This is a genomic window from Candidatus Eisenbacteria bacterium, assembly GCA_005893275.1.
In the GTDB taxonomy this organism is placed as follows: domain Bacteria; phylum Eisenbacteria; class RBG-16-71-46; order SZUA-252; family SZUA-252; genus WS-7.
Map to the genome: position 1 here is coordinate 52,503 of VBOW01000019.1, position 21,304 is coordinate 73,806.

Genomic DNA, 21,304 nt, shown 5'->3' on the forward strand with positions numbered 1-21,304 from the left:
GTCAATCCTCCTTTCGCCGAGACAAAACCTGTGCCGCTACCGTGCAGACGATCGAAACCGCGCAGGCGAACCACACCGGCGCGATCCAAGGTTTGGGCACGAGAAACACGACATCCAAATCCCCCGCATGCGCCGGGAACCCCGTCCAGACCTTGAGAAACACGTAATAGAAGAGATCCCAGAGCCCGAAGACCCACAGGCCGCGCGCGATCCCCACGCGAAGGGACGGGCGGCCGAGAAATGAGACCGCGCCGATCATGATGAGCGTTGCGATCTCGCGCCATTGCTCGAGCCTCAGCCCCGGCTCCGGGATGACGTGAAACGGGGGCCCCCACCCCTCGGGGTAATAGAGCCTCTTCAGCGTCACGACGCACGCCGCTTCGACGAACGCCATCGCCAGGGCGTAGATTGTGAGCGCGATCCACCCCACGCGCCTCCTGGGCGGGACCGTCGTCACAAGCCTCGCGCCCGCGGGCCCGTGAAGACGGCGGGCTCCTCTTCAAGGCCGAGCATCGAGAACGGAGCCTCGACAAGGCACACCCCGAACCGCGCCGCGACCGCCTCGGCGAGCCGGTCGGCGAGGTCCTGTGCAAGCCGGTCCGCGAGCCCGGCGGCGTGCGACGGGAAGCCGAGCAGCTCTCCGATCGAGCGCGCGCCGGACGCGAGCGATGCCTCGGCCTGCGCTCCGTCCGACCGGAAGGAGACGATCTCGCGGTGGCGCGCGGACAGCGGAACCGAGGCATGGCAGAGCGCCCCGGTGCGCGAGAACCGCGAAGCGAGCCCCGCGACCTTGTACCCCGCGGCCCCGACCTCTCCCGACTCGATGCGGGCGAAGCACGGGGCCTCGCCGGGTCTCGCGGGCGCGGGGCGTGGCGTCGCCGCGTCGACCCGCGCCGCGTTCACGCCGCATCCGCGAAGCGCTTCGGCCAGCGCCTCGGCCGCCTCGTTCGCGAATCCACGAGGCGTCAAACGCCAGGGTCCCGGGAGGGTCGCCGCAAGCGCGAAGGTGACCTCCTCCCAATGGAGAACCGCGTTCCCCCCCGTCGGGCGCCGCGCCACGGCGATCCCTTCCCGCGAGAGCGCGCGCTCATCCCACCCCGCGGGAAAGGGCTCGCTGCGTCCCAGGCTCAAGGTCGGGCGATCCCACCCGTAGGTTCGAAACACGAGCCGCGCGGGCCCCAGCGACACCCAGTCGAGGAGCGCCGCGTCGGCGGCCATCTGCCAGGATCCGGACGCGAGGCGATGTGGGAGTCGGTAGGCGGCGTGCGGCGCATCCAAGGCGAGTGACTCCCGCTAGAGGTGGAGAACCCCCAGCCAGTCGTGGAGGAGAAACATGACGCGGCCGATCAGGAGGGAGATTCGCGCCATCACGGTGTACCCGTACGAGGCGCCGAAGCTCACCATCAGGAAATAGACCCCCAGCCGCGCCGTTCCTCCCAGCGCTCCTTTGTGCTCCTTCGAGAAGAAGAAAAAGATGAGCGTGCAGAGGAGCCCGACCACGAGAAGCCAATTCCCGATCGTGGTCCCCGCATGACCCGGCACCCAGAGCGGAAGAATGGTTCCGTGGACCTGCTCCACGAAGTCCCCCTGTCCGAACCCCGTGATGCGGAGCGCGGGGTAGACGCCCAGGATGAGCGCGATGGACCACCGAGAGAGCCAGCCTCCCTTCGGGAAGAAGCGCGAGAAGAGCAGGATTCCGAGCACCAGCGGAATCAGGAGCAGATAGTGCCGGTTTCTCCCAAAGTCGTGGAACAGAGGGTCGAGCAGATTCGGCTTGACGACGGAGTAGTAATTCAGCACGACGTAGTATCCGGCCGAGATGCCCACGAACAGGTGCTCGCAGAGCTTGTACGCCGGGTTGTCCTTGTAGAGGAAGCTGAAGATCCCGAGCGTGAGGAGCGCCGCGATCCAGACTCCGATGTCGTGGCTTAGGTGCATGGCCGCCCCTACCTCTTCTCCGCCGATCGCTGCGGCAGGACGGCGAGATTGCCGAGAAGGATCATGAAGGCGATGAACACGTGGGCGAGGGATTGGGCGTCCATCCCGTGGGTCGCGAGCCCCGGATGGCTCACGAGGACCTCGTACTCCGCCGCACCCGCCATCCCCCCCAGGAGCCCCTGGAGCTGTCCCGCCTGCAAGTAGGGGTAATACTCGGGCGCGCTCACCGCGGTGACCCCGGCCACCATCGGCACGTGGTACCGCGATACGATCTGCTGCACCCATTCCTTGGTCCCGGGGAAACCCGCGCTGATGCTCACGAGGAGCGCGATCTGGCTGAAGTTCTCGATGCCCTTCATGACCGGGATCCGGCTCACCGGAATGCCCCGGCGGTCGGCCGGAAACGTGCGCGGGATACTGCTCCCCATTTGCGACATGACGACTTCGTTTCCCGACTTGAACCCGAGGTTCACGTAATCGTAGCTCTCGCGCTTGTGATACTCCTCGCCCGCGATGTGCAGGACGCGATCGGCGAGGGGCGGACCCCCGGGATAGAGCTCGACGGCGATGATCTTGATGTTCCGCGCCATGAGATGCCGGGCGGCGGCCAGGTGCATCGGATAGTTTTCGGCGATCGTGCCGGGATCGTAGTCTCCGGCGAGGAGCACCGTCGCGCCCGCCGGCAGCCGCTCGATCGCGTCGAAGAAGCCGCGGGAGGGAGGGCTCGGCTTGACCGGCGCGATGTGGAACCCGGTCAGGAGCGGCACCACGACGAGTAGACCGATCGCCAGGAAGATCCAGCGCCGGTCCAGACGGCGGAGATCCGCGAGCGACGGGCTCACGTGCCCTCCCCTTCCGAGCCGTACGTCCGCTCGATCCCGAGGATGATCCGAAAGCCGGTGGCCATCACGCCCAGCGCGGCCCCCATGAGGATTCCGCGCTTGGCGGCGTTCTGCGGAACGTTCATGAGCCATTCCGCCGCCTGAGGCAGGATCGGATGGATCGCGTTGCCGATCGGGACCCGCCCGAGCATCAGGATGAACGCGGCCACCGCGAGCAGGAGCGCCTCGAACGTGCGGACGCGGAACGCCCGGAACGCGGCCGACGCGATGAAGAACGCGAGGAGCGAAAACATGGTTGCGGACATGGCGGAGTAGAAGGTGTTGTAGATCCAGGAGAAGCGCGTCCCGTCGTTCAGGTATTTCGTTCCTTCCGAGAAACCCACCGCCATCGTGATCAGGACCCCGGCCACGAGCGCGACCTTGTAGGGCCAGTCCCTCGAGCGCGCGCCGATCTGCTTCAAGTTGATCCGCATCACATTGGCCATGCCGAGAACGTAGGTGAAGGCCACGACGATGATCACCCACTGCTGGATGTCGTCGTAGGTCGTTCGGATCGCGGGGTGCGGGACGAAGAAGCCGATGAGCACGAAGATTCCGGCCGCCATGGAGATGAGACGAGGGATTTCGCGCTTCATGGCTCCGCCCTCATTGGGTGGCGAAGAACTCCGCCAGCCAGGAATGGCCCATGGCCAGGAGCACGGATCCGACCACGATCGTGATGACGAGGAGGATCTTCACCGTGTCCGAGGCCTTGAGGCTTCCGAGAAGCTTCGCGTCCTTCGAGAGGTACGCGCTCGCCGCGTAGTACTCTTCACCGATGAGGGTGTAATCGCACGCGACGACAAAGAAGGGGAGCTGGTGAACGTTCGCGGTGCCGGCGATCTGGATCGCCCCGATCTCGTGCCCTGTTTCGGCCAGGAGGAGGGATTCGGCAAAGAAGGCGCCCAGGAACAGGTTCGCCGCCGGCCGCTCGCGAAGCATGATCCCGTTCACCGCGGCGACGTACGCGAACTGCTCGGTGGTGATGTACCGCACCTGGTCCGACCGGTAGGCGTCGATCTTGCCCACGTCGGAGTAGGCGCCCTTCACCACCTCGTCCGCCACGGTGTACACGGCGGGAGAGGGGGTCGGCACCAGGAACGGCGTCTCGTACTTGGCGGCCATGCGTGCGACATTTCCGAGGATGATCATGCTCGCGATCGTCTGGATGTCGTCGATGTCCTGGACTCCGGGCACGTAGAGAACGCCCTTCCCCATCTCGGTCGACCGCCCGATCGCCTCCTCGATCGCGTTGAGTCCTGCGATGGTTCGGAACGTCCACTTCTTCCCGCGCTCGGCCTGCGAGATGTAGTAGAGCACCAGCCCGAAAAAGAGGACGATCACGGCCGCCACGTTTGTTTTCGCCGTATCGAACCAGCTCGGACGCGCCGTCGCGGGCGGCGACTCGTCGGAACGGAAGCCCGTCTCAGCCAGCGCCGCGAGCCTGTACCGGTAGGGGACGCCGTTCCGGGCCGTCTCGTCCGTAAAGGCAGCCTGGTCCCCGCCGATCGTGTCGATCGGGGCGAAGGGCTTCCCCGGCTCGGAGCGAAGCACGACCCACTGGGCCGGCGGGTTGGGAGGCGGGCGCCAGCTCAGCGCGATCCTCGCGCCGCCGTCGTTGGGAATATCCGCCGCCTGGAGGGGAAACGCCGTCAGAGCGGATGGGAAAAGAACGAGGGATAGAGCGAGAATCGAGGCTGCGGCGTTCGTCGCGCGGCCCAACGGGAATCGCGCGGGCGGCGTCAGCGGCATCCAGTCTCCGCCGCGCGGGAGCGGCATGCCGGGAATCGGGCCGAGGCGAACACGCCGATGCGGATCCTCATGGGTTGGACCGGCGATTGGGCTGACCCGAACGGTAGGCGGAAGGCCCATCGATGTCAAGCCGCAAGCGGCTCACGACTCGATCATTTCGACGTTCGCGCGCGGAAGGAGCACCCGCGACCCGTTGCCGAAATCGACCTCGAGGACGCGCACCTTTGCCTCGGTCTCCAGCGGCATCAGCTCGGGCGGGAGCGCCGTGACCCGGCCGATCCTCCCGAAATAGGGTTGGCGGATGACCCGGACGGTGTCCCCCGGCTTGAGCCCTTCCTCCACCGAGCTGTCGCCTCCGTCGCGGGGCGACCCCTCATCGAGACGCGGTGCCACGATCTCCGGCCGGAGTACGCCCGCGCGGATCTGCGTCGCGCCGCTCACGGACACGCGCCGGCCCTCGCACGAGCGAAGAAGGTCGAACGTCCGGGCGGCCATCGGGATCGAGCCGAACCCCTCCGTGACGATGAGCGTGATCCCGATCTCCTCCGAGCCCGTAATGGCGACCCCCAGGTCGTACCCCAGGAGCTCTCTCAAGTCGTGATCGTCGAATCCGCCGATGACCACCGCCTTGACCCCGTGCGCGATCGCCTTGCGAAGGACGGCCGTGGTGACGTACGCGCCCCCCACGAGGATCTTTCCGCGGCACGGCTCCCCGATCGCCTTTTCGTCGAGCGGCTCGCCCGGATTCGGGGCGCACACGCGAAGCTCCCCGCACGCTTCGCCTCCCACGCCGAAGATGCCTTGGATGAAGGTGCCCTGCGTCTCCACCGTGACGCCCGAATTGGGATGGATCTCGGCGATCGTCCCGTCGACGTAGGCGTCCACTTCGACGGGGATCGGCTCCTCGCGCAGGAGGACCTGCCCGGTGACCTTCGAGACACTTTCGATCGTGCCCCGGACCGGAGCGTGGACCTTGGAGCGGAAGAGCCCGAAGAAGGAACGGCTCTCGGCGAAGACTTCTCCCTTGTCGATCTTCGAGCCGGGGGGTTTGGTGAGGCATTCCTCGACGTCCTCCGGCAGCACGCCCAGGAGGTTCGCCACGTTCACCGTCTGCACGTTCCCGGGCAGCTCGGTCCGCGCGACGATGGTTTCCGCGGCGACCCGCTGGCCCAGGGAGACGAGCACCTCGCCGGGAAGCGGGAGCTTTCGCTCGCGCGCGAGCTTGGTGAACGACGAGACCTTGAGCCCCGGCGTGTAGGAGTGCGCCACGGCTCAGGCCCTCGCCGCCAGCGGCGCCAGCTCCCCCACCGAGACCTTCGAGGCGTCTCGGGGCGGGTAGATCCCGAGCGCCTCGTTCCACTGGTTCAGCTTCGCGATTCGCGCCGGGCGCGCCTCGGGAAGGCGAAACGGCTGGCGGCCGCGGCAATCGAAGACGAGCCCCACCACGCCCCCCTTGAGCGAGACCACGCGCTCTCTCCCTTTGCCTTCCCCGACGTCGAGCCCCTTCTCCGGGCGGAGCGACGCCTTGGCGGTCTCCCCCAGGCCGAGCGGAACGAGACGCAAGGACCCGTACGGAATCGAGAACTCCTCGGTCTTCCCGCCCGGGAGCGTGAGGGTCACGCGGAGCGCGGTCGTCGCCTCCTTTCCGGGCCCGACCGGCGCGACGCTGCTCCCCAGGCGGATCAAACAGTCCTTCTCGAACACCTCCTTGGCGGCCCGCGGGTGCACGGTCGACAGCACGCCGAGCTGAGGCATCATGAATATCGAATCGACCGCGAGCTCCGTGATGTGCTCCGGAAGGAAGGCGTCGAGCATCATGAGCGCGGCCTGAGCGCGGCGCGGCGCGTGCGATAGGACCCCGCCGCTTCCGACGAGGAGATCCAGGTGATCGAGGCGGACCAACGTCTCGCCGCTCGCCGTCTGCTCGAATGTGTCGGAGATCGTGCGCTCCTGCTGCACGCCTTTCAGCCCCACCGCGAGCGATTTGTGCTGCTCGAAGGCGAGCCGGAGGGCCTCCCGCGCGATCGCCTGCTCGATGATGAGCTCCTCGAGCGACTGGGGAATCGTGGTCGGGCGGATCATCTTGTTCTTGATCCGGTTTCTCAGATCGCGCTCCTCGATCTCGAAGGGGACCCATCGCAAGATGTTCGGGAGCCCCGCTTCCGCGAGCACGTTGGAGACGCTGTAGCTCATTCCGAGATTCGCGCTCACCGTTCGGTTGAAGACCCCCTGGAACACCGAGAAGACGTCGGTCGTGGCGCCCCCGATATCGACGCCGATGACCTGGATCCCCTCTTCCCGCGCGATGGTCTCGATGATGAGCCCAACCGCACCCGGCGTCGGCATGATCGGGACCGGGGTCCAGGTCATGAGCTTCCGGTAGCCGGGGGCGTGCGCCATGACATGCTCCATGAAGAGATCGTGGATCTTGTCTCGGGCCGGGCCCAGGTTCTCGCGCTCGAGCACCGGCCGGAGGTTTTCGGTGATCACGAGGGCGACCTTCTTTCCCAGCCGCTCGCGTACGATGTCGACCGCGTTCTTGTTCCCGGCGTAGATCACCGGAAGCTCGTAGCCGGCGCCGAGCCGCGCCTTGGGATCGGCGGCGGCGAGAAGCTCGGCCATCTCGGCTACGTGGGACGTGGTGCCTCCGTCCACCCCCCCCGAGAGGAGGATCATGTCGGGCCTCAGATGGCGGATCCGCTTGATCTTCTGGTGCGGGAGCCGTCCGTCGTTGCTCGCGATCACGTCCATCACGATGGCCCCCGCGCCCAGCGCCGCGCGCTGGGCGCTCTCGCCGGTCATGCTCTTCACGACGCCGGAAACCATCATCTGGAGCCCGCCTCCGGCGCTCGACGTGGAGAGGTACAGGTCCACCCCCTCGCCACCGCGCTGGGGCGTGAGGATCCGCTCCCCGTCCAGGATCTTCCGCCCGGCAAGCTCCTCCACTTCCATGATCGCGTTCAGCACGCCTCGTGTGACGTCCTCGAACGGCGCTTCGACCGTGGTCGGCGCTTCCCCTCGGACGATGAGCCGGTACTCCGGCCCGCGCTTCTCGATCAGGATCGCTTTCGTGGTGGTGCTGCCGCAATCGGTCGCGAGAATGGAGTTCAAGGTTTCGGGGTCGATCGAAGTCACGGACGTTCCTTTCCCCGCTTGCGCGCACGGCGCTCCGCACGGTCGCGCTCGCGCTGCTCCGCTTCGCGCGCCCGGGCCTCGTCGTCGCGCGCCTCGATCCTGACGAGCAGCGCCTCGAGGTTTTCGCGCCGCTCCATCAGGAGCGCGAAGCGCTCGTAATCCTGAACGTTGAAAAAGGCCCGCACCATCGGTTCGAAAAAGTGAAGCGCCTGGCTCCCAAGGAACGAGAGCGGTTTCACGCTCTCGAGAAAGAAGATGGCCGGAACCGTCATGCGGTGGCGGACGATCAGGACCGCGAGGCGGTCCAGGAGCGCCTCATCTTCCGGCGCTCGGGGCGGACGCTTTTCGCCGTCCTTGGCCCCGGCGCCCGGACCCGGGCTCACCCCCGTCTTCGACGGAGGTTTTGAGCTTCGATTCCACAAACGCCACGACCCGATCTCGATTTCCTCCGAAGGGAAGCCGCACGCCGCGGTACGCCTCGAGCCAGCTTCGCTTCTCGAAGGGGCTCAGAAAGACCCCGTTCCGGTCGAGGGTCGCGCGCCGCATTTCGGCCCACGGCCTCGTCCTCACGACCCCGAGCGTCCTCACCTCGATCGCGTCGGGCGTGAGCCGGTACTCGGTTTTCGCAATGAAGGAGCCGACCGATCCAAGCACAAAGAGCGGGGCCGCCACCCCCAGGACCCGGTCGCCGGTCCCGTGCGCGATCACAACCCCGAGCACGACAAGCGAGGCCAGCAGCACGGCCGCCGCCCAAGGTTTCTCCCGCGCCGGCCAGACGGACCATTCGAGCGAACCCGCCGCGCCAGGGGGGACGCTCCGCTCAGGCTCCGCCACCCTCGGCCTCGAGGTCCCGCCACGTCAGCGTCAGCTTCCGCGCCGCGCGCGCCTCGTCCAAACGCTTGACCGGCGTCTTCGTCGGCGCGCGCTTCACCAGCTCCGGATCCTCTTTCGTCTCGCGGTCGATTGCGAGGAGCACGTCCGCGAAGGCGTCCAGGCTCGCCTTGGTCTCCGTTTCGGTCGGCTCGATCATCAACGCCTCGTCGACGATCAGCGGGAAATAGGTCGTGGGAGCGTGCATTCCGAAATCCAGGATCCGCTTCGCCAGATCCAGGGCCCGCACGCCCCGCGCTTTCTGGCGCGTGGCCGAGAGAACGAACTCGTGCATGCAGAAGCCCTCGTGCGACGGGTCGTACGCTTCCTTGAGCCGGGCCTTGAGGTAGTTCGCGTTCACGATGGCCTCGCGGCTCACCTCCGCGAGACCCTCCGCGCCCAGGCTCTTCACATAGCAAAGCGCCCGCACGACCATCCCGAAATTGCCGTAATAGGAGTGGACCCGGCCGATCGAGCGCGGCCGGTCGTAGTTCCACCGGTACCGGTCTCCCACCCGTTCCAGAACGGGGGCGGGAAGGTAGGGCGCGAGATCCTCACGCACGCAGAGCACTCCGCCTCCCGGCCCGCCGCCGCCGTGCGGCGTGGAAAAGGTCTTGTGGAGGTTGATGTGCGCGAAGTCGAATCCCATCGAGCCCGGATTCGCGAGCCCGACCATCGCGTTCAGATTCGCGCCGTCCAGGTAGAGCAGGCCGCCGGCGGCGTGCACGATCCGCGCGATCTCACCCACGTTGCGCTCGAAGATCCCGAGCGTGTTCGGGTTCGTGAGCATGAGCGCCGCCGTTTTTCCGGAGACCCCACGTTTCAACGCCTCGATATCCACGCAGCCGTCGGGACCCGAGGGAACCGTCACGGCCCGGTACCCGACCTGGTTCACCGTGGAAGGATTCGTGCCATGCGCCGAATCGGGCACGATCACCTCCTCGCGGGGATCACCGCGTTCCGCATGATAGGCACGGGTCATGAGGATCGCGGTCAGCTCGCACTGAGCGCCGGCCGCCGGCTGCGTGGTGACCGCGGGCATCCCCATGATGACCTTCAACCGCTCGTGAAGCTCCCATACAACCGCCAACGCGCCTTGGGAGAGCTCCTCGGATTGGAGGGGATGGATCGCTTGAAGTCCCGGCATTTGAGCTACTTCGTCGTTCAGCTTCGGGTTGTACTTCATGGTGCAGGACCCTAGCGGATAGATGGCCTTGTCGATGTGATGGTTCAGCACCGAGAGGTTGACGAAGTGGCGCACGGCGGCCGGCTCCGAAATCTCCGGAAGCGCGGGGGGCTCGCCCCGCAGCCGCTCACGCGGCAGAAGCCGTTCGGCACCTTCGGCCGGGATGTCCAGCGGTCCGAGCCTGGGGCCGCGGTGCCCCTTCACCGAGAGCTCGCGCAGCGTCAGCTCCGGCACGCGGCCTCCTCCACCGGCTTCGGGGCCGGATGCCGCGCCCATTCCGCGAGCGCCTCGACGTAGCGATCCATCTCCTCGCGCGTTCGCTTCTCGGTGGCCGCCACCAGAAGGTCCCGGGACCGCGCGCGATCGAATCGGGAAAGAGGAACCCCCGCCAGAATGCGCCGCTTCTCGGCCGCGTGGAGGAAATCGGTCGCGGGTCCGGGCAAGCGCAGCACGAATTCGCGGAAGTAGGGTGCGTCCCCGTTGGCCAGCGAAACTCCGGGCACCTGGGCCGCGCGCCGCGCGAGGTAGTGTGCCTTCTCCAAGGATTGCGTCGCGACGTCGCGCATGCCCTGCGCGCCGAGGAGCGCCAGGTGGATGGTGTTGGCGAGCGCCATCAGACCTTGGTTCGTGCAGATGTTCGAGGTAGCGCGCTCGCGGCGGATGTGTTGCTCGCGGGTCTGAAGCGTGAGCACGAACCCGCGGCGCCCGTCCTGGTCGACGGTGGCGCCGGCGAGCCGGCCCGGCAGCCGCCGCACGTCCGCCTTTCGGATCGAAAAGAAACCGACGAGCGGGCCTCCGTACCCCATGGGAACGCCGAGCGGCTGGCCCTCTCCGACGACGATGTCGGCCCCGTCGCGTCCCGGAGGCTGGAGCAGCGCCAGCGCGACCGGGTCCGCGACCGCGATCGAATACGCCCCGGCCGCGTGGGCGGCCTGGGTGAGCGCGGCTCCGTCCTCGACGATCCCTTCGAAGTTCGGCTGCGCCCAGAGCACCGCCGCGACTTCCGGCGAGAGCATGCGCTCGAGCGCCGCCCCCGGGGTGACTCCCTGCTCCAGGGGAAGATCGCGCACGTCGAACGAGCCCGCCGACGCGTACGTTCGAAGCACCTCGCGGAAATGGGGATGAGCTCCTTGGGAGACGAGCACGACGCGCCGGCCGGTCGCGCCGGTCGCCAGGTGAGCCGCCTCCGCGCACGCGGTCGCGCCGTCGTACATGGAGGCATTGGCGACCTCCATTCCGGTCAGCTCACAGATCATCGACTGGTACTCGAAGATGGTTTGGAGCGTTCCCTGGGAAACCTCCGGCTGGTACGGCGTGTAGGCTGTCGCGAACTCCGATCGAGACGTGAGGGAACGGACCGCGGCCGGGATGAAGTGGTCGTAGATCCCGGCGCCGAGGAAGCAGGCGTAATGATTCGCGTCCGCGTTCGCCTCGGCCCATTGCGCGAACCGGCGCGTGATCTCGTACTCGGCGAGCGGCGGATCGAGCGGCAGCGGGCCCTGGACCCGGAACTCGGGCGGAATCGACGCCCACAACGCTTCGGCGCTCTCGGCGCCGATCGTACGCAGCATGTCGCGGCGCTCCGCCTCGCTTCGCCCGACGAAGCTCATGCGTGCGCTCCCAGCGCTTTCTCGTAGGCCTCCGCGCTCAGGAGCGAATCGACCTCGGCGGGGCTCGCGACCCGGATCCGGATCATCCAGCCCTTCTCGTACGGGGATTGATTGATCAGCGCGGGATTGTCTTTGAGGTCGGTGTTGATCGCGACCACCTCTCCCGAGACCGGCGCGAACAGGTCGCTCACGGTCTTGACGGCGTCGATCGTCCCGAAGCTCTTCATCTGGGTTACGCGCTCGCCGACGTTCGGCAGCTCCACGAACACGACGTCCCCGAGCTCCCCTTGGGCGAAATCGGTGATGCCCACCTCTGCTTCCTGGCCGCGCACACGCACCCACTCGTGCTCTTTGGTGTACCGCAGTTCCTTGGGAACCTTCATTCCGCTCTCCTGGGTTTGGGCGCGCGCACGCTGCCCATCGTGTACATGGGCCTCCCTGTCACGGTTGCCGGCGTTTCCTGCCCGCGCGTGCGCACCTCGACCTTGTATCCCCGGGCCGCGTGCTCCTGGTCCGTGTACGCCATCGCCACCGGCTTTCCGATGCTGATCCCCATGGACCCGCTGGTGACCGTCCCCACGGCGCGACCCTGGGCCAGGACTTCAAACCCGTGGCGCGGGATCCGCTCCCCGTCGAGCACGAGCCCAACCAGCTTGCGGCGGACGCCGTGGCGCCTTGCCGCGACGAGCGGCTCTTTGCCGATAAAATCCTCCTTATCCAAACGAACGGTCCAGGCGAGCCCCGCCTCGAGCGGGTTGGTCGTCTCGTCGATATCGTTTCCATAGAGGCAGTAGCCCATCTCCAGGCGCAGGGTGTCGCGCGCGCCGAGACCGACCGGGCGGATCAACGCCGGCGCGCCGGCCTCGAAGATGCGGTCCCACGTCTCGAGGGCGCGCGAGGACCGGACGTAGACCTCGAACCCGTCTTCGCCGGTGTACCCCGTACGGGAGACGAGGCACCAGTCCTTCCCCGCCCCTTCCTCGAAGAACGTGTAGAACTCGAGGCCCCGCACGCGGTCGCCGTACAGGCGCGCCAGGACGTCTTCCGCCCCCGGCCCCTGCACCGCGAGCTGGGCCGTGTCCTCGTTCTCGTCCTCGACGGTCACGTCGGAGGGAGCGCGGGCGCGAATCCAGGCGAGATCCTTTTCGAAATTGGCCGCGTTCACAACGAGAAACCGGTCTCTCCCCGAGGCGTACACCAGGAGATCGTCGACGATGCCGCCCGATTCGAGGCACATCGGGGTGTAGACCGCCTTCCCGTCCGGGATCGAGGCGACCTCGTTCGTGACCAGGCGGTTCGCGTACGCTTTGGCGCCAGGTCCGCGGAGCCGGATCTCCCCCATGTGCGAGACGTCAAATACGCCGACGCCTCCGCGGACGGCGCGGTGCTCCGCCACGATGCCCTCATATTGGACGGGCATCTCGTAACCGGCGAAGGGGACCATTTTGGCGCCGAGGGCCACGTGGCGGGAGTAAAACGGCGTCCGTTTGAGCGTCGATGTGGTGTCGAGCATCCTCAATTTGCGCCTGGGATTAGGGTGAATCGAGACCGATTACGCTATCACATCCCCGCCCGAATTCATACCACCGCCTCCCGCGCCCGGCCCTTGGAACCCCTCGCTTGAAAGAGCGCGCCCAGCGCTTCCCCCGTGTGCGACCCCGGGACCGAGGCCACGCGCTCCGGCGTGCCTTCCGCGACCACGCGGCCTCCTCCGTCTCCCCCCTCCGGCCCCAGATCCACGATCCAATCCGCCGATTGGATCACGTCCAGGTTGTGCTCGATCACGATCACCGTGTTTCCCTTGTCGACGAGGCGGTTCAGCACGTGAAGCAGGGCACGCACGTCCTCGAAGTGGAGCCCGGTGGTGGGCTCGTCGAGCAGATAGAGGGTCCGTCCCGTTTCCACCCGCGAAAGCTCGGTCGCGAGCTTGACGCGCTGTGCTTCCCCGCCCGAGAGGGTCGTCGCCGGCTGGCCCAGGTGGATGTAGCCGAGGCCGACACCGCTCAAGGTCTCGAGCTTCCTCCGCACGGGCGGTATCGCCGTCAAGAATTCGAGCGCGTCGTCCACCGTGAGCTCGAGCACGTCGGCGATCGATTTCCCCTTGAACGTCACCTCGAGGGTTTCCCGGTTGTAGCGCTTGCCGCGGCACACGTCGCAGGTCACGTAGACGTCCGGCAGGAAGTGCATCTCGATCCTGACCAGTCCTTCCCCCGCGCACGCTTCGCAACGCCCCCCCTTCACGTTGAAACTGAAGCGTCCCGGCTTGTACCCCCGGACCTTCGCCTCCGGAAGCTCAGCGAAGAGATCGCGGATGAAGCTGAAGACACCGGTGTAGGTCGCGGGGTTGCTTCGCGGCGTCCGCCCGATCGGGGACTGATCGATTGCGACGACTTTGTCGATGTGCCGCAATCCCTCGATCCGCTCGTGGGCGCCGGGGGCGTCTTTCGCCTGGTAAAAATGGCGGGCGAGAGCGCGGTAGAGAATGTCCTGGACGAGCGTGCTCTTGCCGGAGCCCGACACTCCGGTCACGCACACGAGCGTTCCGAGCGGGAATTTCACGCGAACGTTCTTGAGATTGTTCTCCCGCGCCCCGACCACGACGATGGACTCGCTCGTTCCGGGGCGCCGCGTCTCCGGGATCTCGACCTCGCGCTCCCCCGAGAGGTACTGGCCGGTGAGCGAGTCGGGCGCTTCCCGGATGTCCTCGATCGTGCCCTGCGCCACGAGGTAGCCGCCGCGCCGCCCGGCGCCCGGGCCCAAATCGACGATATGGTCGGCCGCCTCCATCGTTTCTCGGTCGTGCTCGACCACCAAGACCGAGTTCCCCAGATCGCGCAACGCGAGCAGCGTGCGCAGGAGCTTTCGGTTGTCGCGCGGATGAAGTCCGACGCTCGGTTCGTCGAGGATGTAGAGCACCCCCGTGAGGCGGGACCCGATCTGGGTTGCGAGCCGGATCCTCTGGGCCTCCCCTCCCGCCAGGGTGGCGGCGGCGCGGTCCAGCGTGAGATAGCCCACGCCGACGTTTTCCAAGAATTCGAGCCTCTGGCGAAGCTCCTTGACGATCGGCGCCGCGATGACCTTCTCGCGCGAACCCAGCGTGAGGCCGTCCAGGAATCCAAGGGAGCGCGCGACCGACATCCGCGTCCAGTCGGCGATCGACCGGTCCGCGACGCGCACGGCGAGCGACTCGGGCTTCAAGCGCGCGCCGCCGCAGGCGGGGCAGGGCTTCTTGCTCATGCTCTCCTCGATGTGCGCACGCACCTGGTCCGAAGAGGTCTCCCGGTAGCGGCGCATCAGCTCGGGAATCACGCCGCGGAACCGCCCCTTGTGAGACCACACCGTCCCGCTCCTCAATTTGAATTTGTACTGGAGCTTCTCGTCTCCGAGTCCGTAGAGGAGCGCCTTCTGGGCCGCCGCCGGAAGCTTGCCGAAGGGCGTGTCCATGGAGATCTTCATCCGCTTCGCGAAGGCCTGGATCGTACCCTTGATCCACGTGCCCTCGGCGTCCCCCCAAACCACGACCGCGCCTTCGCGCAGCGATTTCGTCCGGTCCGGAACCACGAGGTCGGGGTCGATCTCGAATGTCGTGCCGAGTCCGTCGCAGGTCTTGCACGCGCCGTAGGGACTGTTGAAGCTGAAGGAACGCGGCTCGGGAGGCTCGTAGGAACGCCCGCACGTGGGGCACGCCGCGGCGCTCGAGAGCACCGTTTCTTCTCCCTTCGAGGGGAGAACGAGGACCAGCCCGGATGCGAGCTTGGTCGCGGTCTCGATCGATTCGTGGATACGGCTCCTTCGCCCGGGTTCCGCCGTCAAGCGGTCGACCAGGATCTCAATCGTGTGCTTGCGTTTTTTGTCGAGCGGGATTTCCTCCTCCAGCTCATGCCACGCGCCGTCCACGCGGGCACGCACGAACCCGAGCTTTCGGTACTGCGCGAGCTCCTTTCGGTACTCTCCCTTCCGGCCGCGGACCACCGGAGCGAGCACCTGGACCCGGTCTCCGGCGTGCGTCGCGAGGATCTGATCCACCATTTCCTGCACGGTCTGCCCGCGAATGGGCCTGCCGCAGCTCAGACAGTGCTGCACCCCCGCCCGGGCGAAGAGGAGCCTAAGGTAGTCGTAGATCTCGGTCACGGTGGCCACGGTCGAACGTGGATTCTGTCCCGCGGTCCTCTGCTCGATCGAGATCGCCGGGGAGAGCCCCTCGATCTGGTCCACGTCGGGCTTCTCCATCTGGCCCAGGAACTGCCGCGCGTACGCCGAGAGGGATTCGACGTAGCGTCTCTGCCCTTCCGCGTAGAGCGTGTCGAAGGCGAGCGACGACTTCCCCGATCCCGAGACCCCGGTCAGGACCACGAGGGCGTTTCTGGGGATATCGAGGCTCAGATTCTTCAAGTTATGCTCCCGAGCCCCGCGGATGCGGATCAGGTCCATGCGGCATCCCCTCCTTCCGGCCGGCGGAGGATCCGCCGCATGAACGCGCGGCACCGGGAGGTCTCCGGCCGATCGATCAGGTCGCGGGCCAAGCCTGCCTCCACCAGAACGCCTTCGTCGAGGAAGACCGCCCGCTGCGCCACCTCGCGGGCAAAGCCGATCTCGTGCGTCACCACGAGCATCGTCATCCCCTCCCGGGCCAGGCTGCGCATCACGTCGAGCACCTCGAGAATCATCTCGGGATCGAGCGCCGAGGTCGGCTCGTCGAAGAGCATCACCTTGGGGCTCATGGCCAGCGAGCGGGCGATCGCGACCCGCTGCTTCTCCCCCCCGCTCAGCTCCGCCGGAAAGCGGGATTCCTTCCCTCCCAACCCCACGCGCTCGAGGAGCCGGAGCGCCGCCGCCCTCGCCTCGGAGACCGGCCTTCGCCGGACCACGACCTGGGGCAGGACCAGGTTGTCGAGAGCCGTCCGGTTCGGAAAGAGATGAAATCCCTGGAAGACCATGCCCACTTCCTCGCGAACCTTGTTCCAGTCGGTCGTCAGATGGTTCACGTGCATCCCGTCAATGATGATCTCACCCTCGTCAAGGGTCTCGAGTCCGTTCACGCAGCGCAAGAGAGTGCTCTTGCCCGATCCGCTTGGCCCCATAACCACCAGAGTTTCCCCGCGCTCCACCTCCAGGGTGACCCCGCGCACGCCGTAGTGGCCACCCGGAAACCGGCGCGAGACCCCGCGCATTTGGACCATCGGCTCCGGGCTCACGGCCGGGCGAGGCGGGCTTCCTGCCAGCGCGACAGGAGCGAGAGGACGAGGCAGAGAACAAAATAGATGGCGCCGATGGTGAGAAAAACCTCGAACGGGGAGAAGATTCTTGAATTGATCTGCCTCCCCACGAGCATCAGCTCCTCGTAGGATACGAGCGACGCGAGCGAACTGTCCTTCACGAGCGAGACGAATTGCCCGGTCAAAGGGGGCAGCGACCGCCGCGCGGCCTGGGGCGCCACCACGTAGCGCATGCTCTGGAGATAGCTCATGCCGAGGGAGCGTGCGGCCTCCATTTGTCCGCGGTCGATGGATTCGATCCCCGCCCGGACGATCTCGGCGACGTAGGCCCCTTCGAATACGGAGAGCCCCAGCACCGAAGCCCAGAAGGGGCTCACGGGGAGAAACGCGCCCGCTCCGAAATAGATGAGATAGAGGACCAGCATCAGCGGGATATTGCGCAGGAGCTCGACGTAGGCCGCCGCGAGAAACCGCAACGGCTTGAGCGGCTGAACGCGCAGGAGCCCCGCGACGACCCCCAGAACGCTCCCGAACAGGATCGAGACGGTGGAGATTTGGAGCGTGCGGACGGTGGCGGCGCCGATCAGCGGAACGTATTGGGGGAGCTGCTCCCAGTGCCAGGTATACACGGAGGGATCAGGAAGACGGCCGCTTCACCCGATCGAGCCAGGGCATCCGCACGAACCACGTCTGATAGAGGGAATCCCACGTGCCGCTCGCCTTGAGCTCGAAGATCGTCAGATTGAGCCAGTCGCGAAACTCCGTGTCCCCTTTCCGGACCGCCATCGCGAGATACTCTTTCGTGAAGGGCTCGAGGATCGCGAACGTCCGAACCGGCGATTCCTGCGCGCGGATCGCGACGTAGGGCTGGTCATAGACCATGACGTCGGCCCGCCCCGCGTCCACTTCGAGCGCGGCATCCGATTCCGTTTCCATGGTCTTGATCGTAGCCACCCGAAAGAACTTTCGCGCCGCGATCTCCCCCGTCGTCCCCAGCTTCGTCGCCACCACGACGCCCCGCCGGTCGAAATCGCGCACGGTGAGCCGCGGGGACGGCTTGTGCTTCGCGCGGTTCACGAGGAGCGCCTGCCCCGTTTCGAAATAGGGCTCGGTGAAGTCGCAACGGAGGGCCCGCTGGGGCGTTCGGGTCATGCCGGAGACGATCAGGTCGAACTTGCCGGCGTTGAGATTGGCGATGATCGGGTCCCAGTCGCTCTTCTGAAATTCCACACGCACGCCGTTTCCGAGCTGTCCGGCCACGTAGTGCACGACGTCGATGTCGAACCCGATCATGGTGCCGTTCGCATCGACCATCTCGAATGGCGCGTACCCGGGGTTCAAACCCACGCGGAGAACCTTGGTGGCGAGGATCCGGTCGAGCGTGGAAGCCCGCTCCCCACTCGAGGCGGGGCCGCCGCAGCCCGTGAGACCGAGGAGGAGAGCCAGAAGAGGGATCGCCGGGCGCATGGGACAGGCCAGGCTAAGCGCGGTTACGCTCCGTGTCAAGACAGGGGCTACTCGTACCGGAGCGAGTCGACGGGATCGAGCTGCGCCGCTTTCACGGCCGGGTAGATCCCGAAAAAAAGCCCGATCACGGTCGAAGAAAAGAAGCCGAGCAACATTCCCCACAACGGAACGGCGAAGCTGAAATGGGAGAGGACGTGGATCAAGAATCCCACCCCGATCCCGACGACGATCCCCAGAATCCCGCCCGTCCCCGTGAGGGTCATGGCCTCCACCAGGAACTGCCACAGGATGTCGCGCCGCCGGGCCCCGAGCGCCTTGCGGACCCCGATTTCGCGGGTCCGCTCGGTCACCGAGACGAGCATGATGTTCATGACCCCGATTCCTCCCACCATGAGGCCGATCGACGAGATGACCATCATGACGAGATAAAACGCTCCCGTGATCTTGTTGTAGATGTCCACCAGCGATTGGTCCGTGAAAATCGCGAAATTGTCCGCCTGGCGGTAGGAGAGCTTGCGCTGGCGGCGGAGCGTCTCGGTCATCTGGTCGATGGCGGTGTCGATCAGCTCCGGCGAGGCGGGTTTCGCGTTCAGGACCATGCGGAGGTCGGGTCCCAGCGTTTTGTCGAGGGTCGTGTAGGGGACCAGGACGATGTCGTCGAGGCTCATCCCGATGAATTTCCCGCGCTCCTCCACCTGGCCGACCACGGTGTAGGGATAGCCGCCGATGTAGATCGTCTTTCCGATCGGGTTCACGTGCGGGAAGAGCGCTTCAATGTGATCCTTGCCGAGGACGCAAACGGTGGCGCGGTGTTCCACTTCGGTCTCGGTGAAGAAGCGCCCATTCGCGACGGCCCACGTATTCGTGACGAGGAAGTCGGGCGTGGTCCCGACGACATTGGTCATCCGGCTCTCTGTCTCCCGGTAGCGAAGGCGTGCGTTGGTAAAATTGAGCGGCGCCACCGCCAGGACCGCGGGGCACGTTCGGCGGATCGCCTCGGCATCTTCCACCTTGAACCATTTTCGCCTTCTCAGGCTGTCGGGAAATCCGCCGACGAAGGCCCCCGGCCGAAACGGCCGGATGTAGAGCACGTCCGAGCCGATGGAGGCGATCTGGGCCTTCATGTTGCGGTTCAGCCCTTCGATCAAAGAGACGATCGCCATGATGCTCGTCACGCCGATGATGACGCCGAGCACCGTGAGGAACGACCGGAGCTTGTTGGTCCGGATCGCCTGGAGAGCGATCGAGATGCCTTCGCGGACGTCGACCGCCACCGGCTACTCCTGTCGCAGCGCCACGATCGGATCGAGCTTCGCGGCGCGGGTCGCGGGATAGACGCCGAAGAAGAGCCCGACCGAGGAGGCGACGATCAAGCTGATCGCGACCGACCAGGGCTGGATCGAGGCCGGAAGCGGCGTGACGAGACGGATCAGGAGCGCGATCGCAACCCCGACCAGGACCCCGATCAGACCGCCGAAGAAGGAGAGGACGACCGTCTCGCTCAGGAACTGCGAGAGGAGGTCTCCCTGGCGCGCGCCCAGAGCTTTCCGGATGCCGATCTCGCGGGTCCGCTCGGTCACTGCCACGAGCATGATGTTCATGATGACGATGCCGCCCACGAGGAGTGAAATGGCGACCAACCCGATCGTGCCCGCGAAGATGCCTTTCGTGAGACTCTCGTAGAGCGACATGTAGGTCTCGGAGGTGGTGATGGCGAAGTCGTCGGGCTTGCCGAGCGGGACATGGCGCCGCGCGCGCAAGATGACCCGCGCCTCGTCCTGCGCCCGCTCCAGATCGGCCCCCGGGCGCGCCCGCACGAGAATCAGGACCGATTCGCGGGGGCCGAAGATCTTCTGGAACTGGCCGAACGGAATGAGGACGAAATTGTCCTGGCTCTGCCCGAGCACGTTTCCGCGCGCCGCGACCGTGCCGGCGACGCGCAGCTCGTACCCGGCGACCCGAACCGCCTGACCGATCGGATCCACGACCGGGAAAAGCTGCTGCGCCAGCTCGGAGCCGAGGAGGCACACGGGACGCCGCTTCGCGATTTCCTCTTCTTCGAGCGGCCTGCCCTGATCGATGTCGTAGGTGCCCACCGCCTCGTACCCTTCCGTCGTGCCCAGGATCCGCACGTTCTGAAGCTCGATGCGCCCGGCGCGGACCCGCTTCGTCGTTTCCAGCTGGGCCACCACTTCGCTCGCGAGGCGGGATTGTCCCTTCAGGGCCTCCGCGTCCAGGAGACTCAAGTCGCGGCGCTTCATCGCTTCGCGCCACTCATCCTCGTTCGTGATGAGGCCGAATTTGTCGATGTAGATCACCTTGAGCCCCTGCTCGAGCACCCTCTCGCTTACATAGGTGTTCATACCGTCGATCACCGCGACCACCGCGATCACCGACATGACCGCCACCACGTTTCCGATGACGGTAAGGACGGAGCGGAGCTTGTTGGCGCGGAGGGCGTCGAGGGCGATCCTCAAGTTCTCGCCCTGGGCGGCCCAGAACTCGCGCCGGGGCCGCGCGAGCGGCGTCATGAAGCGGGAGTCGGCGCGGACGCGGAGCGGGTGGTGGATGCCGAAGCGGGGGCGCGGCTCGAGGCGCGGCGCGTGGCCTGATCGCTTTCGATCTTGCCGTCCCGGAGGCGGACGATGCGCTCCGCGTTGGCGGCGACGTCTTCCTCATGGGTGACCAGGATCACGGTGTTTCCCCCTTGGTGCACCTGATCCAAGAGGGCCATGATCTCGAGGCCGGTCTTCGAGTCCAGGTTGCCCGTAGGCTCGTCCGCGAGCACGATGGAGGGCTCGTTGACGAGCGCGCGCGCAATCGCGACGCGCTGGCGCTGGCCGCCCGAAAGCTCGTTCGGGCGGTGGTGCATGCGCTCGGCGAGCCCGACCAGGCTGAGCATCTCGCGGGCGCGCTCCCGGCGATCGCGTTTGGGACGTCCCGCGTAGACCAGAGGCAGCTCCACGTTGTGGAGCGCGTCGGCTCGCGAGAGCAGATTGAAGGTCTGGAAAATGAATCCAACCTCTTGATTTCGGATTCGAGCGAGCTCGTCGTCGTCGCGATCCCGGATCTCGATCCCGCGCAGCTTGTAGGAGCCGCTCGTGGGCGTATCCAGGCAGCCGACGATGTTCATGAGGGTGGATTTCCCGGAGCCGGACGGACCCATGACCGCGACGTATTCCCCGCGCTGGATCTGCAGCGAGACGCCGTCGAGCGCGTTCACCTCCGAGGCTCCCATCTGATACACCT

At 66.5% G+C, this 21,304-nt stretch carries 21 protein-coding genes; all 21 read right to left on the reverse strand.

From position 1 onward, the window contains the following. Position 1 precedes the first annotated feature (1 nt). Positions 2-430 carry a hypothetical protein gene (locus E6K76_03650; GenBank protein ID TMQ59810.1) on the reverse strand — a complete coding sequence of 143 codons (429 nt, stop codon included), beginning with the start codon at positions 428-430 and terminating at the stop codon, positions 2-4. A gap of 23 nt (positions 431-453) precedes the next feature. After that, on the reverse strand, positions 454-1,218 hold the full coding sequence (locus E6K76_03655) for a lipoate--protein ligase family protein (GenBank protein TMQ59811.1): 765 nt from the start codon (positions 1,216-1,218) through the stop codon (positions 454-456). A gap of 75 nt (positions 1,219-1,293) precedes the next feature. Next, entirely contained in the window at positions 1,294-1,938 is a 645-nt protein-coding gene (locus E6K76_03660) for a hypothetical protein (protein ID TMQ59812.1), read from the reverse strand. 8 nt (positions 1,939-1,946) lie between these two features. After that, complete coding sequence (locus E6K76_03665; GenBank protein ID TMQ59813.1) at positions 1,947-2,780, reverse strand: hypothetical protein; 834 nt, start codon at positions 2,778-2,780, stop codon at positions 1,947-1,949. Further along, positions 2,777-3,415 carry a hypothetical protein gene (locus E6K76_03670; protein TMQ59814.1) on the reverse strand — a complete coding sequence of 213 codons (639 nt, stop codon included), beginning with the start codon at positions 3,413-3,415 and terminating at the stop codon, positions 2,777-2,779. The genes E6K76_03665 and E6K76_03670 overlap by 4 nt, the downstream gene beginning before the upstream one ends. A 10-nt stretch (positions 3,416-3,425) precedes the next feature. Next, complete coding sequence (locus tag E6K76_03675; GenBank protein TMQ59815.1) at positions 3,426-4,571, reverse strand: hypothetical protein; 1,146 nt, start codon at positions 4,569-4,571, stop codon at positions 3,426-3,428. 141 nt (positions 4,572-4,712) lie between these two features. Next, entirely contained in the window at positions 4,713-5,840 is a 1,128-nt protein-coding gene (locus E6K76_03680; protein ID TMQ59816.1) for a hypothetical protein, read from the reverse strand. A gap of 3 nt (positions 5,841-5,843) precedes the next feature. Next, on the reverse strand, positions 5,844-7,682 hold the full coding sequence (locus E6K76_03685) for a methylaspartate mutase (GenBank protein TMQ59842.1): 1,839 nt from the start codon (positions 7,680-7,682) through the stop codon (positions 5,844-5,846). Positions 7,683-7,702: 20 nt separating this feature from the next. Then, positions 7,703-8,089, reverse strand: coding sequence for a hypothetical protein (locus E6K76_03690; protein ID TMQ59817.1), 387 nt, complete (start codon positions 8,087-8,089; stop codon positions 7,703-7,705). Continuing rightward, complete coding sequence (locus E6K76_03695; protein ID TMQ59818.1) at positions 8,022-8,540, reverse strand: hypothetical protein; 519 nt, start codon at positions 8,538-8,540, stop codon at positions 8,022-8,024. The genes E6K76_03690 and E6K76_03695 overlap by 68 nt, the downstream gene beginning before the upstream one ends. Then, positions 8,527-10,038, reverse strand: coding sequence for a glycine dehydrogenase subunit 2 (locus tag E6K76_03700; GenBank protein TMQ59819.1), 1,512 nt, complete (start codon positions 10,036-10,038; stop codon positions 8,527-8,529). Before E6K76_03700 ends, E6K76_03695 begins: the two co-directional genes overlap by 14 nt. Beyond that, a complete protein-coding gene (locus E6K76_03705) occupies positions 9,984-11,372 on the reverse strand; it encodes an aminomethyl-transferring glycine dehydrogenase subunit GcvPA (GenBank protein TMQ59820.1) in 1,389 nt (462 codons plus the stop codon). Before E6K76_03705 ends, E6K76_03700 begins: the two co-directional genes overlap by 55 nt. Further along, the gene (gene gcvH, locus E6K76_03710) at positions 11,369-11,755 is read right to left on the reverse strand and encodes a glycine cleavage system protein GcvH (GenBank protein TMQ59821.1); all 387 of its coding nucleotides are present in this window, start codon (positions 11,753-11,755) and stop codon (positions 11,369-11,371) included. The genes E6K76_03705 and gcvH overlap by 4 nt, the downstream gene beginning before the upstream one ends. Then, positions 11,752-12,885, reverse strand: coding sequence for a glycine cleavage system aminomethyltransferase GcvT (gene gcvT, locus E6K76_03715; protein TMQ59822.1), 1,134 nt, complete (start codon positions 12,883-12,885; stop codon positions 11,752-11,754). The genes gcvH and gcvT overlap by 4 nt, the downstream gene beginning before the upstream one ends. Positions 12,886-12,950: 65 nt before the next feature. Beyond that, positions 12,951-15,803: an excinuclease ABC subunit UvrA gene (gene uvrA, locus E6K76_03720; GenBank protein ID TMQ59823.1), complete on the reverse strand. Its 2,853-nt coding sequence runs from the start codon at positions 15,801-15,803 to the stop codon at positions 12,951-12,953. Beyond that, the gene (locus E6K76_03725) at positions 15,794-16,552 is read right to left on the reverse strand and encodes an amino acid ABC transporter ATP-binding protein (protein TMQ59824.1); all 759 of its coding nucleotides are present in this window, start codon (positions 16,550-16,552) and stop codon (positions 15,794-15,796) included. Before E6K76_03725 ends, uvrA begins: the two co-directional genes overlap by 10 nt. Before the next feature lie 11 nt (positions 16,553-16,563). Beyond that, positions 16,564-17,217, reverse strand: coding sequence for an amino acid ABC transporter permease (locus E6K76_03730; GenBank protein TMQ59825.1), 654 nt, complete (start codon positions 17,215-17,217; stop codon positions 16,564-16,566). Positions 17,218-17,224: 7 nt separating this feature from the next. Beyond that, positions 17,225-18,094, reverse strand: coding sequence for a transporter substrate-binding domain-containing protein (locus E6K76_03735; GenBank protein TMQ59826.1), 870 nt, complete (start codon positions 18,092-18,094; stop codon positions 17,225-17,227). Positions 18,095-18,102: 8 nt separating this feature from the next. Further along, the gene (locus E6K76_03740; protein ID TMQ59827.1) at positions 18,103-19,329 is read right to left on the reverse strand and encodes an FtsX-like permease family protein; all 1,227 of its coding nucleotides are present in this window, start codon (positions 19,327-19,329) and stop codon (positions 18,103-18,105) included. 3 nt (positions 19,330-19,332) lie between these two features. Then, the gene (locus E6K76_03745; protein ID TMQ59828.1) at positions 19,333-20,586 is read right to left on the reverse strand and encodes an FtsX-like permease family protein; all 1,254 of its coding nucleotides are present in this window, start codon (positions 20,584-20,586) and stop codon (positions 19,333-19,335) included. Beyond that, positions 20,583-21,293: an ABC transporter ATP-binding protein gene (locus E6K76_03750; protein ID TMQ59843.1), complete on the reverse strand. Its 711-nt coding sequence runs from the start codon at positions 21,291-21,293 to the stop codon at positions 20,583-20,585. Before E6K76_03750 ends, E6K76_03745 begins: the two co-directional genes overlap by 4 nt. Positions 21,294-21,304: the final 11 nt, after the last annotated feature.

What these genes read in the sequence shown, in the direction of transcription:
- E6K76_03655 (TMQ59811.1), bottom strand. Translation starts at nt 1,218, where the DNA reads ATGGCCGCCGACGCGGCGCTCCTCGACTGGGTGTCGCTGGGGCCCGCG.
- E6K76_03660 (TMQ59812.1), bottom strand. Translation starts at nt 1,938, where the DNA reads ATGCACCTAAGCCACGACATCGGAGTCTGGATCGCGGCGCTCCTCACG.
- E6K76_03670 (TMQ59814.1), bottom strand. Translation starts at nt 3,415, where the DNA reads ATGAAGCGCGAAATCCCTCGTCTCATCTCCATGGCGGCCGGAATCTTC.
- E6K76_03675 (TMQ59815.1), bottom strand. Translation starts at nt 4,571, where the DNA reads ATGCCGCTGACGCCGCCCGCGCGATTCCCGTTGGGCCGCGCGACGAAC.
- E6K76_03700 (TMQ59819.1), bottom strand. Translation starts at nt 10,038, where the DNA reads ATGGGCGCGGCATCCGGCCCCGAAGCCGGTGGAGGAGGCCGCGTGCCG.
- E6K76_03705 (TMQ59820.1), bottom strand. Translation starts at nt 11,372, where the DNA reads ATGAGCTTCGTCGGGCGAAGCGAGGCGGAGCGCCGCGACATGCTGCGT.
- gcvH (TMQ59821.1), bottom strand. Translation starts at nt 11,755, where the DNA reads ATGAAGGTTCCCAAGGAACTGCGGTACACCAAAGAGCACGAGTGGGTG.
- gcvT (TMQ59822.1), bottom strand. Translation starts at nt 12,885, where the DNA reads ATGCTCGACACCACATCGACGCTCAAACGGACGCCGTTTTACTCCCGC.
- uvrA (TMQ59823.1), bottom strand. Translation starts at nt 15,803, where the DNA reads ATGGACCTGATCCGCATCCGCGGGGCTCGGGAGCATAACTTGAAGAAT.
- E6K76_03725 (TMQ59824.1), bottom strand. Translation starts at nt 16,552, where the DNA reads ATGGTCCAAATGCGCGGGGTCTCGCGCCGGTTTCCGGGTGGCCACTAC.
- E6K76_03745 (TMQ59828.1), bottom strand. Translation starts at nt 20,586, where the DNA reads ATGACGCCGCTCGCGCGGCCCCGGCGCGAGTTCTGGGCCGCCCAGGGC.
- E6K76_03750 (TMQ59843.1), bottom strand. Translation starts at nt 21,293, where the DNA reads ATGGGAGCCTCGGAGGTGAACGCGCTCGACGGCGTCTCGCTGCAGATC.